At 59.7% G+C, this 11,346-nt stretch carries 10 protein-coding genes; 3 read left to right on the top strand and 7 right to left on the bottom strand.

The window, feature by feature from the left end:
* Positions 1-241: 50S ribosome-binding protein YggL (locus JFV26_RS25600; RefSeq protein ID WP_201196289.1), on the top strand; the 241-nt coding region annotated here is incomplete at its 5' end.
* Positions 242-878: 637 nt separating this feature from the next.
* On the opposite strand, the gene JFV26_RS25595 is transcribed toward JFV26_RS25600, so the two are convergent.
* Positions 879-1,193, bottom strand: a complete 315-nt coding sequence (locus JFV26_RS25595; RefSeq protein ID WP_201196294.1) for a hypothetical protein — start codon at positions 1,191-1,193, stop codon at positions 879-881.
* On the opposite strand from JFV26_RS25595, the gene dacB reads away from it, so the two are divergent.
* Entirely contained in the window at positions 1,194-2,654 is a 1,461-nt protein-coding gene (gene dacB / locus JFV26_RS25590; RefSeq protein WP_201196287.1) for a D-alanyl-D-alanine carboxypeptidase/D-alanyl-D-alanine endopeptidase, read from the top strand.
* A 125-nt stretch (positions 2,655-2,779) separates the two neighbouring features.
* Here the strand turns inward: dacB and JFV26_RS25585 are convergent, their stop codons facing one another.
* A complete protein-coding gene (locus JFV26_RS25585) occupies positions 2,780-5,179 on the bottom strand; it encodes a sensor domain-containing diguanylate cyclase (protein ID WP_201196285.1) in 2,400 nt (799 codons plus the stop codon).
* Between the two features lie 143 nt (positions 5,180-5,322).
* Positions 5,323-7,593 (bottom strand): bifunctional 23S rRNA (guanine(2069)-N(7))-methyltransferase RlmK/23S rRNA (guanine(2445)-N(2))-methyltransferase RlmL, encoded by a 2,271-nt coding sequence (gene rlmKL, locus JFV26_RS25580; RefSeq protein WP_201196284.1) that lies wholly within the window; start codon positions 7,591-7,593, stop codon positions 5,323-5,325.
* Between the two features lie 531 nt (positions 7,594-8,124).
* Here rlmKL and rmf point away from each other — a divergent pair.
* On the top strand, positions 8,125-8,340 hold the full coding sequence (gene rmf / locus JFV26_RS25575; protein WP_003223300.1) for a ribosome modulation factor: 216 nt from the start codon (positions 8,125-8,127) through the stop codon (positions 8,338-8,340).
* 245 nt (positions 8,341-8,585) lie between these two features.
* On the opposite strand, the gene JFV26_RS25570 is transcribed toward rmf, so the two are convergent.
* From JFV26_RS25570 to JFV26_RS33770, 4 genes are all read right to left on the bottom strand, one after another.
* Positions 8,586-9,605, bottom strand: a complete 1,020-nt coding sequence (locus tag JFV26_RS25570) for a quinone-dependent dihydroorotate dehydrogenase (RefSeq protein WP_123403271.1) — start codon at positions 9,603-9,605, stop codon at positions 8,586-8,588.
* Between the two features lie 138 nt (positions 9,606-9,743).
* Positions 9,744-10,283 (bottom strand): hypothetical protein, encoded by a 540-nt coding sequence (locus tag JFV26_RS33780; protein WP_242487900.1) that lies wholly within the window; start codon positions 10,281-10,283, stop codon positions 9,744-9,746.
* Entirely contained in the window at positions 10,244-10,693 is a 450-nt protein-coding gene (locus JFV26_RS33775) for a hypothetical protein (RefSeq protein WP_242487899.1), read from the bottom strand. Before JFV26_RS33775 ends, JFV26_RS33780 begins: the two co-directional genes overlap by 40 nt.
* A complete protein-coding gene (locus JFV26_RS33770) occupies positions 10,690-11,205 on the bottom strand; it encodes a hypothetical protein (RefSeq protein WP_242487898.1) in 516 nt (171 codons plus the stop codon). Before JFV26_RS33770 ends, JFV26_RS33775 begins: the two co-directional genes overlap by 4 nt.
* Between the last annotated feature and the right edge of the window lie 141 nt (positions 11,206-11,346).

Raw genomic sequence — 11,346 nt, 5'->3', positions numbered from 1 at the left:
CGAGGCAATCGATGCATTCCTCGATGCGTTCCTGAAGGAAGCCATGGAAGCCAACGGTCTGGGCTATGTAGGCGGCGACGACTACGGCCTAGTTTGCCTGCAGAAGCGTGGCTCTGTCAGCGCTGACCAACGCGCTGCCGTTGAAACCTGGCTCAAAGGCCGCACCGAGCTGACCAGCGTTGAAGTTAGCCCGCTGCTGGACGTCTGGTACCCGGAAAAACCGATCAATTCGGTAGCTTGATGTTCAAAGGGCCATCCATCGTGATGGCCCTTTTTGTTTCTAGCTCAAGGCGAACGCTCTTGTTGTCAAATTGAGCCCCTCCTATATCTCGCCCCTGTTTTAGTCGATGCGACTTCGATATTAACTGCCCTTGAGTTGGTCTCAGTTGCTACGACTACCCGATATTGCATGTGATCGTAGTGGTAAACATTCGCACGCCGATATGCCAAGTCACCGGGACTCGTCAACATTCGGTTCTCGCAGCCTACGATCAGCATATAACGAAACCAATAACACGAAGCTCCAACACGAAGACTCGGGCCGCTTCTAATTATCCCGTCATCTCGCCATTGCTTGGTCTCAAGTAATCGGCACCTCGCCTTTGTATCTATGACCTTCAATTCCCGACCTGCATTAATAATTCCAACCAGGGCGGCTAGACGAGTTGGACCTTCATTTGTGGGCAAAATCGATGCGATTTGCCATGAGGAGCGGGCAGATTGGAGACATGATGATGAGTATCAGGTGCGACTGCTACCGGTGGAGGGATAGGACAAACAACGTTTGGTTCTGAGTAGGTAGCGAATAATGCTGAGGGGGGCTGGCGGACTAGAAACGAAGGGCGGAACGGAGGACCAGGTTTTTGACAACTTTCTGATTAGCTTGTGCTAATCAGCAAAACTTGAAATTCATCGACGCACAGTTTTTTGCGCAGACGCTGGGAACGGTTAGTCGCCATTGGAACAATCCTCATAAGTAATAACGGGCGGCACTTTAGCAGCTTAAGGCGCCAATTGCCCGCCTCACGGTGCCAGCCAGCCTGCCGTCGGTAAAAAAATAGCGGATTCGAGGCTCCAGGCACGGCACAAGCCGCTACACCTTGGGGCATAATGCTGACACTTTCATGACCACTGAGGGATTTTATCTTCATGCCCTCGTCTTTTTTCCCCTCGGCTGTAGGGTTCCATTTCATATGATCAAATCTTTGCGTCCACTGCTCCTCGCCAGTCTTCTTCTGCCCCTGGCCTTCCCTGTTTCCGCCGCGCAGATCAATACCTCGCTGACTCCCAACGTTGAAAAAGCCCTCAAGGCCAGCAAGTTGCAGGACAACGCCCTGTCCCTGGTGATGATCCCGCTGAACGGTCCCGGCATTCCAACCATTTTCAATGCGGACGTCTCGGTCAACCCGGCTTCGACCATGAAACTGGTCACCACCTACGCGGCCCTGGAAATGCTCGGCCCGAACCACCAGTGGAAAACCGAGTTCTACACCGACGGCACCCTGAGCGGCGGCATCCTCAACGGTAACCTCTACCTCAAGGGTGGCGGCGATCCGAAGCTGAACATGGAAAAACTCTGGCTGCTGATGCGCGACCTGCGGGCCAACGGCGTGACCCAGGTCACTGGCGACCTGGTGCTGGACCGCAGCTTCTTCGTGCAGCCGCAACTGCCGGAATTCAACGATGACGGCAATGACGAGAACAAACCGTTCCTGGTCAAACCCGACTCGCTGATGGTCAACCTCAAGGCCCTGCGCTTTGTGGCGCGCAACGACAACGGCAAGGTGCTGGTGTCGGTAGAGCCACCGATTGCGACGATCCGCGTCGACAACCAGGTCAAAGCGGTCAACTCCAAGCAATGCGCCGGCGGCGTGCGCTACAACCCGGTAACCCAGGCCGATGGCAGCGTGACCGTAACGGTCGGCGGCCAGTTGGGCGACGGTTGCAGTTCGCAGACATACCTGTCGCTGCTCGATCACGCGACCTACACCGCCGGCGCCGTAAGGGCGATCTGGAAAGAGCTGGGTGGCAGCATCCAGGGCAAGGATCGTCTGGCCGCCACGCCTAAAGACGCCAAGGTACTGGCTCGAGCCTTCTCGCCGGACCTGGCGGAGATCATTCGCGACATCAACAAATACAGTAACAACACCATGGCCCAGCAGCTATTCCTGAGCCTGGGCCAGAAGTTTCGCAACGATGCCGATGGCGACGATGCCAAGGCGGCCCAGCGCGTAGTGCGTCAGTGGCTGGCCCAGAAAGGCATTACCGCGCCGCACCTGGTGATGGAGAACGGTTCCGGCCTGTCCCGCGCCGAACGGGTGAGTGCACGGGAAATGGCCGGCATGCTGCAAGCAGCCTGGAGAAGCCCGTACTCGGCGGAATTCATCAGTTCGTTGCCGATTGCCGGCACCGACGGCACCATGCGCAAACGCCTGAAGCACACCGCCATGACCGGCGAAGCGCACATCAAGACCGGCACCCTCAACACCGTGCGGGCGATCTCCGGCTTCAGCCGCGATATCAACGGCAATACCTGGGCGGTAGTGGCGATCCTCAACGACAAGGCACCGTTTGGCGCGTCGTCGGTACTGGATCAAGTGCTGCTGGATTTGTATCGCCAACCGAAAGTGCCGGCCACGGCTTCGGTGTTGTAATCACCCTTTAAGATCAAGAGATCGCAGCCTCGTTGCACTCGACAGCTCCTACGGGGATAGCCCCCGATGCGGGAGCTGTGTAGGAGCTGTGTAGGAGCTGTCGAGTGCAACGAGGCTGCGATCTTTTAGCTAAGCTGCGCCTCAACCCGGTCTCGCCCCGCCTGCTTCGCCGCATACACCCCCGAATCCGCCCGCAGCAACAGCGCATCCGCGCCCTCACCAACCTGCCAACTGGCGATCCCGAAACTGGCGGTCACGGTGCCGACACCGTCGATCGGTGAGCTGCGCAACGCCTGCCACAACTGCAAGGCCAGGACGTGGGCGTGTTGGCCGTCAATGTCCGGGCACAGCACCATGAACTCCTCGCCGCCCAGGCGACAGAACACATCCGTACGCCGCAGACGGTGGCCAATGCGCCCGCACACCGCCTGCAACACCCGGTCGCCCACGGCGTGGCCATGCAGGTCGTTGATGCGCTTGAAGTGGTCGATGTCGAGCATGATCACCGACAACTCGCCGCCACCGCGTTCGACCCGAGCCATTTCGGTGGTCAGCCGTTCCTGGAAATAGCGGCGGTTGTGAATGCCGGTCAAGGAATCCGTCACCGACAGCGCCCGCAGCTCTTCTTCCACCCGTTTCAGATCAGAGATGTCCGAGATATAGCCGTGCCAGAGCACGCCGCCGCCCGGCAGTTCCTCGGGCGTCGCCTCGCCACGCACCCAACGCAAACCACCGACGGGCAGTTGCACGCGGTATTCCTCGCGCCACGGGCTGAGGGTGTCCGCCGAGGCGCGGATCGAGGCGCGGACGCGGGTCGAGTCTTGTGGATGAATCCGGGTAAAGATCGCTTCGGCATTGAGCAGTAACACATCCGGTTCCAGCTCGTAGATCTCGCGGATACCGTCACTGGCGTAAATCACGCTGAAACGCCCGTCGAATTCCATTTTGAATTGATAGATGCCGCCGGGCACATGGGCGCTGAGTTTCTTCAGCAACAAGTCCCGCGCCGCCAGTGCTTCGTGGACGCGCTTGCGTTCGGTGATGTCGATGCAAATCGCCAGGTGCCCGACCCACAACCCCTGCTCATCCAGTACCGGTGTCGCCAGCATGTTCACCGTCAGATGGCTGCCATCGCGGCGCACCAGGGTCCACTCACGGGCTGCATTCCCACCCTCCTCGCCGCCCTCGACCAACATCGCCTGGCACGTCGGGATCAGCTTGCCATAGCGTGCGCTCAACTCCGCCGAGCGGGCCACCAGGTCTCGGGGGAAGTGCAGGTTCTCCAGGGTCATGTGGCCCACCACCTCGGCGGAGGCGTAACCGAGCATCTGCTCGGCACCGGCATTGAAGGTGCTGATGACCCCACGCAAGTCGGTGGCGATGATCGCCACCTGGGTCGCGGCATTCAGCACACTGCGCAGCTGGCCGTGGGTACCGCGCAATTCTTGCTCGCGGGCACGCAGTTCCTGAGTGCGTTGCTCGACCATTTTCAACGCCCGTTGACGCTGGCTGACCAACACGTAGAGCAACGCACTGAGTAACAGGCTGAGCAAGCCACCGGCCACCACCAGGCTGCTCACCGAAGAGTGGTTGGCCTGCACGAAGGCCTCGCTGGGCTGGATGTCCACCTGATAGTCGTGGTCGGCCATGCGCAGCAATCGACTGGCGGACAGATCACTGGTAGCCGGAGGGTTCGCAGACTCGTACAGCACTTCGTGCTGATCGTTGGTGGACATATCGAGGATACGCACCGACAAATAATCGTGGCCGACCTCCGGCAGCCCATCCGCCAATAACTGGCGCATGCTGATCACGGCCATGACGTAACCGAACGGCTTGATCGCCGTTTCGGCAAGGCTGTCACGACGAAGGACCGGCGTAACCAGCAGCACGCCTCGGGCATAAGCCGGCTCGACATTCACCAGGTGCATCGGCTGTGAGACCGCCATGCCAGCCCGCGCATCCGCCCGTTCCAGCGCCGCACGGCGCAAGGGTTGGGCGAGCAAGTCGTAGCCCAGCGGCGAGCCGAGTCGACTTTGCGTCTGGCTATAAAGCACCACCACATACTCATCGCGCTCGGCCGCCAGTTGCAGTTCGCCGGCAGCATTGAGTTCTCGGATGGAAAAGTCGCTCAGCCCTTCGGTACGCACCTTGCGCTCAAAGGCCGGACGTTCGTCGCGGCTCACCCGCTGTGCGAAGGAGTAGGCCTGCGTACGGAGCAATAAAGGTTGGGTATAACCGTCAAATTCGGCGCGGGACACCGAATCGGAATTGGCAAAGAACCGGCGCAGGCCATCGAGGCGCTGCTCCTGATCTTCGAAACGTTCTTCGATACGGCTGTAACGCTCACTGGCCAGCAGTTGGAAGCGTTGCCGCAATTGATGGTGAAACAGATTCAGCGTGGCCCAGGCCAGCAGTCCCGTGAGAATCCCGCCAGCGAGCAATACCAGCACCGCGACCAGCCAGGCCGAGACGTCTTCGCTGATAAAGCCCAGGATCCTGGGGCGCACGGCGTGCAACGACATAAACGCAACTCAAAACGCCAGGTGCCGGAAAAGCCCATTGGCCATGCGTTGAGTTATAGCTATTAGCCACTAATTTGACCAGCCCTGAAAGAACCCAAGAGCCTTTAAAAATCAAGGCTCTGTGGATCCAATCCGGTCAGTTATCAGCGGGCCGTGATTTTCCAGGCACGATGGATCTTGCCGTTACGGGCAAAGTCCGGATCGATGGTCTGGGCGGTGATTTCCTCGACCGCGTAACGGGTGGTGAGGTTCTCCTCCAACACAAACTTGCGGAAGTTGTTGGAGAAGTACAACACGCCGCCCGGCGCCAGGCGCGCCATGGCCAGGTCGATCAACTGCACCTGGTCACGCTGTACGTCGAAAATCCCTTCCATGCGCTTGGAGTTGGAGAAGGTCGGCGGATCGATGAAGATCAGGTCGAACTCGTCGCGGCAGGCGTCCAGCCAGACCATCACGTCGCCCTGCTCCAGACGGTTCTTGTCGGAGAAACCGTTCAGCGACAGGTTGCGACGCGCCCAGTCGAGGTAGGTTTTCGACAGGTCGACGCTGGTAGTGGTGCGCGCACCGCCCTTGGCCGCATGAACACTGGCGGTCGCGGTGTAGCAATACAGATTGAGGAAGCGCTTGCCGGCCGCCTCTTTCTGGATGCGCATGCGCATTGGCCGGTGATCGAGGAACAGCCCGGTGTCGAGGTAGTCGGTGAGGTTCACCAGCAGCTTGACGCCGCCTTCGTTGACCTCGACGAACTTGCCCTGCGCCGCCTGGCGCTCGTACTGCTTGGTGCCGCTTTGGCGCTCGCGGCGCTTGACCACCACGCGGCTCTTGTCGATGTTCAAGGCTTGCGGAATCGCTGCCAGGGCATCGAACATCCGGGCCGAGGCTTTTTCCGGGTCGATGGATTTCGGCGCAGCGTATTCCTGGACGTGGACCCAATCCTGATACAGGTCGATGGCCATCGAGTATTCCGGCATGTCGGCGTCATACACGCGATAGCAGTCGATGCCTTCACGCTTGACCCACTTGCCCATGGCCTTGAGATTCTTTTGCAGGCGGTTGGCAAACATCTGCCCGCCTTCGCTCAAGCGCGGTTGCTCGATCACCACCGGAGCCGGCTTGATCGGGTTGCCGTTCTTGTTGTACTTCTCGTACTTGCCCGGCGCCACGTCGTTGTCTGCGACTTCGACTTCAGCCTGTTCGCGTTCAACCTGACGCTGCTCCGGGGTGCGGCGTTCGCCAGTGACGAACTGATCCGGCGTGACCTTGATCAGCAGCAGCTTGCACGGCAACGCGCCATTCCAGAACGAATACTGTTTGTGGCTGCGGATGCCCATGCGCTTGCCCAGGTCCGGCGCGCCGGTAAATACCGCCGCTTCCCAGTTCAGGCAGGCCTGACGCAGACGCTCGCCGAGGTTCTGGTAGAGGTAGAGCAAGCTTGCCTCGTCGCCCAGACGCTCACCGTACGGCGGGTTGCAGATGACCAGGCCTTTCTGGTTCTGGTCCGGACGTGGCTCGAAGGTGCCGACTTCGCCCTGGTAGATCTTGATCCACTCGCTCAGGCCTGCACGTTCAACGTTGTTGCGGCCCGGTTGAATCAGACGTGGGTCAGCTTCGTAGCCGCGAATCCACAGCGGTGGCTTGGCCAGGCCGGCAGCGCAACGCTCGGTAGCTTCTTCGTGGAGTTTTTTCCACAGCGCCGGAACGTGGCCGAGCCAGGCCGTAAAGCCCCACTGCTCGCGACGCAGGTTCGGCGCCATATCGGCGGCGATCATGGCGGCTTCTACCAGGAACGTGCCGACACCGCACATCGGGTCAGCCAGCGCGCCGCCTTCGGCCGCAATGCGTGGCCAGCCGGAACGGATCAGGATCGCGGCCGCGAGGTTTTCCTTCAGCGGTGCCGCGCCCTGCTGCAAGCGATAACCACGCTGGTGCAGGCTGTGGCCGGACAGGTCGAGGGAAAGGATCGCTTCGCCACGGTCCAGGCGCAGGTGAATGCGCAGGTCCGGGTTGAGTTTGTCGATGGACGGACGGTCGCCCTGCGGGGTGCGCAGTTTGTCGACGATGGCGTCCTTGACCTTCAAGGCGCCGAAGTGGGTGTTGTCGATGCCCGAGCCGTGACCGCTGAACTCAACGGCCAGGGTGCCGTCGTTGAGCATGTGGTCTTGCCACTCGATATCGAGCACACCGTGGTACAGGTCTTCGGCATCCTTCATCGGGAAGCGCTTGAGCACCAGCAGCACCCGGTTCGCCAGACGCGACCACAGGCACAGGCGATAAGCGGTTTCCATGGTGGCCATGCCGCGCACAGCCGAGGTGTGTTCACGCGCTTCTTCAAGGCCAAGCCCGACGGCTTCCTCGATGAGCAGGCCTTCAAGGCCTTTGGGGCAAGTGAGGAAGATTTCGAATTGATCGGACATTGGAGTTTCAAAGCCTTTGGCTGAGTGAACCGACAACGCATTGCCGGTCCGGTTTTCAATCAGGCGCTTTTCTAAAAGAGCGCCCGCGTGGCACGAAGGTGTGCCGTTCCACCCTGACTGCTCGGGTTAAAAGAGCTTAGATGCCAGGGCAGAGAAAAAAGTTGATGCAACAAAATGTCATAACTCGACCCTTCGTCGAATAGTACCCCAGTGCAACGGTGGGCCATTCTCACTAAAGGATTAACCCCGTCATCTAGCGCGGGGCCGATCATACCGGGGCTTTGAGCAACAAACACGTGACAAACGTCTTGTTACTTATGGCCATAGCATCTTTATCGTTACGTCCTTATGACAAAACGATCATTCCCTCGATGTGACGCATTGGTTAGAACTCAATACAGGTTGACGCCGCAACGACGTCAACACCTTGGCTCGCGACGCCGGCAGCGGGCCACCAACGGCAGAGTTTTCTGCCAGACCTCGATTGAGGTCGTCGCGATAAATACAGTCAACAAGTGAGGGCAACACCCTATGAGAAGACTTAAGCGTGATCCGTTGGAAAGAGCATTTTTGCGCGGATATCAATATGGCGTTGGTGGCAAATCCCGTGAGCTTTGCCCATTTACTCTACCGTCGGTACGCCAAGCCTGGATTAACGGCTGGCGAGAAGGACGCGGCGACAACTGGGACGGTATGACCGGCACTGCGGGAATCCATAGACTCAACGAACTTCACGCCGTTGGCTAACAAAGGGCCAGACACTGCAACACAACAATCTGACACCGTAACGCATTAACCACGCACGTCCCATCCGGACGGCGGGCTCCGGCCCAGGGGCACCTTCGAGGTGCCCTTTTTTATGCCTGTTCCCTGGCTAACCACCCCCTGTAGGAGCTGCCGAAGGCTGCGATCTTTTGATCTTGATTTTGTGTTCACCCATGGGTCGCCAAGAATCAAGATCAAAGATCGCAGCCTTCGGCAGCTCTCGGGGTTTAGCGCAAGGCGGCTATGGCGTCGACGGATTCACGGATGAGCGCCGGGCCCTTATAGATGAAGCCCGAATAGAGCTGCACCAGGCTCGCACCTGCAGCGATTTTCTCAGCCGCGTGCTTGCCTTCAGTGATGCCGCCCACGGCGATGATCGGCAAACGGCCGGCCAACTCTGCCGCCAGGACCTTAACGGTATTCGTGCTCTTGTCGCGAACCGGCGCACCGGACAGACCGCCCGCCTCGTCGCCATGTTCCATGCCTTCGACGCCAACCCGGCTCAGAGTGGTGTTGGTGGCGATCACCGCGTCCATCCCGGTTTCGATCAGCGCTTGCGCGACCTGGGCGGTTTCTTCGTCGGTCATGTCCGGAGCGATCTTGATCGCCAGCGGTACATGCTTGCCGTGGCGCAAGGCCAGTTCGGCCCGGCGCTGGGCCAGGTCGGCGAGCAATTGCTTGAGCGAGTCACCGAACTGCAGGCTGCGCAGGCCCGGGGTGTTCGGCGAGCTGACGTTGACCGTCACGTAGCTGGCGTGGGCGTAGACCTTGTCCAGACAGATCAGGTAGTCGTCCACCGCACGCTCAACCGGCGTATCAAAGTTCTTGCCGATATTGATGCCCAGCACGCCCTTGTACTTGGCCGCTGCAACGCGGGCCAGCAGGTGATCGACGCCGAGGTTGTTGAAACCCATGCGGTTGATGATCGCCTCGGCTTCCGGCAAGCGGAAAATCCGTGGTTTCGGGTTACCTGGCTGCGGACGCGGGGTGATGGTGCCGATTTCAACGAAGCCGAAACCCAACTGGGCAAAACCGTCGATGGCCGCGCCGTTCTTGTCCAGACCGGCCGCCAGACCCACCGGGTTCGGGAACTCCAGACCCATGACCTTCACCGGCATTTTCGCCGGGGCCTTGCACAGCAAGCCGTTGAGGCCCAAACGTCCGCCCGCGCCGATCAGGTCCAGCGACAGATCGTGGGAGGTTTCCGGGGAAAGTTTGAACAACAGCTGACGGGCCAGGGTGTACATGGGCGGGTTTGACTCTGGGCTACGAAAAGTGGCGGCGATTATAGCTGGGGCGGGGGTATCGCGCGAGGGACAGCTCCAAACGCGCAGACGTGGCGATGATTTCCACGACTGCGCAAGACGGCCCCCAAGGCTGGGTCTTTAAGGAACCGGCCTTTCTCGATATTGCTCTGGTGACCATCGCGTGTCCGTGCGTTGGGAGCAACTCCAGACAAACGGGAAGTAGATGGTCATCAGCATCAGCATCAGGCAAAGGTTCAACACGCGACCTTGTGCGTCCTGATCGTGATCGGCAAGCGTCATGTCCAGCGCCACCGTGCCTAACACCAGGTTAATGGCCTGAAAGGCCGAGGTGCGCGACGCATTGACGTTTAAAACGGCATTGCCCATCTGCTCCCATGACGGCCTGCGCGCCACGACCCGTACGTGCAGATCGCTTGACTCCGAGAGGGGCTGGTCCGAAAAAACCAGTTCCGGCCCCTCCCTCGGCGATAGAAGCGGCCAGCTTCTGCACAGGATGGCGATGAAGTCGTCGATGACCGCACCCGCCGCATTCAATCCGGCCTGAATGACATCCGCGCTGAGCGCGTAGTCGAAACCGGCGGCAACCCTTGCGGCGCCACTGAGCGGCATCAGGGCCGCTACTTCGGCCAGGAAATACTGCACCGCGCCATAGGACACCGTGGTGACCCCGGTCGCTTTGGCAGTGGCGCCAGCGACGTTGTCCTGCAACGGAAAAAGGCGTTGGTCACGTCCCTGGCCAAGGTATACACATTGGTGCTGACGACGCCCGACAGCAGGGAGGACGAGGCGCCAGTCACTGTGGCCGCAATCAGCGAACCCAGGGTAATGCTGGCCATACAGGCCCGTCCCAATCGCGACTGAAGGCTGGCCACACCCGCACACTCGTCGCGGATGGCGCCCATCAGGCTCAATGCCGGGCCAATCATCGTGACCGCAGCCACCGCCCAGGCGCGGGAGGCCTCGGTCGGGCTGCGCGCCTGGAGGGCCTGTTCCACATAAAAGCTGACCATCTGCCTGAGTACCGTGGTCAGCGTGACGGTCAGGCCTGTACGCGCGGCCACATTCAACAGGTTGAGTCCGGCCCCCTGGACCCAGCGAGCACTGCCAACCCAGCCTCAAGCACCGAGCTCATTCGACTTTGCACGGTTTGCTCGGTATCAGCGGCGTTCAACCGCTTGAGCGGGTCGAAAAAGTCGAGGTCGCAGCACACGCAAGGCAGTGCGCCATCCTGAATAAAGGTTTGGGCTTGGGCCACCAGCTCGCGATCATGTTCGCCCAATTGCTCATGGAGCTTGGTCCCATCAACAACGATGCATCGTTGTAGACGCTCCATCGCGGCCCAAACATGCCGACTAGAGGGGCCCAGCGCGTCGGGGTGAAAATCAGGCGAGAACTGCAGTGACGCGGCGTCAAGGATCAACGAAGAGCGGCGTTCAGCCGGGTTGATTGGCAACGCTGTTGAATGCGCAGGCGGTGCTACTGTGTTCCCAAAGGATTGAATCAACCCAATTGCCATGACAGGTGTCCTTTTTGCGAGGTTTATTGTTGTTTTGGTTTTTAAGCTGTCCTTGGCACTCATTCCTTTTCCCCAGTCGACTTGCGAATAAGCGGTGCTGGATTCCAGGCGAGGACCAGCGTGACAAGTTGTAGGACACAGCGCGTTTAATCCTGATGAGAGACTGATGGAAACGTCTGGCATATGCCTTGCACCGACACTCAC

Origin of the sequence: Pseudomonas sp. TH31 (genome assembly GCF_016650815.1) — a bacterium.
Classification (GTDB): domain Bacteria; phylum Pseudomonadota; class Gammaproteobacteria; order Pseudomonadales; family Pseudomonadaceae; genus Aquipseudomonas.
The sequence above is the reverse complement of the archived record's forward strand: the minus strand, read 5'-3'. Positions and strand labels throughout refer to the sequence as shown.

Excerpts from the sequence above, each read along its gene's own strand:
- rmf (WP_003223300.1), top strand. The coding sequence starts at position 8,125 with ATGAGAAGACTTAAGCGTGATCCGTTGGAAAGAGCATTTTTGCGCGGA.
- rlmKL (WP_201196284.1), bottom strand. The coding sequence starts at position 7,593 with ATGTCCGATCAATTCGAAATCTTCCTCACTTGCCCCAAAGGCCTTGAA.
- JFV26_RS25585 (WP_201196285.1), bottom strand. The coding sequence starts at position 5,179 with ATGTCGTTGCACGCCGTGCGCCCCAGGATCCTGGGCTTTATCAGCGAA.
- dacB (WP_201196287.1), top strand. The coding sequence starts at position 1,194 with ATGATCAAATCTTTGCGTCCACTGCTCCTCGCCAGTCTTCTTCTGCCC.
- JFV26_RS25595 (WP_201196294.1), bottom strand. The coding sequence starts at position 1,193 with ATGAAATGGAACCCTACAGCCGAGGGGAAAAAAGACGAGGGCATGAAG.
- JFV26_RS25570 (WP_123403271.1), bottom strand. The coding sequence starts at position 9,605 with ATGTACACCCTGGCCCGTCAGCTGTTGTTCAAACTTTCCCCGGAAACC.
- JFV26_RS33770 (WP_242487898.1), bottom strand. The coding sequence starts at position 11,205 with ATGAGTGCCAAGGACAGCTTAAAAACCAAAACAACAATAAACCTCGCA.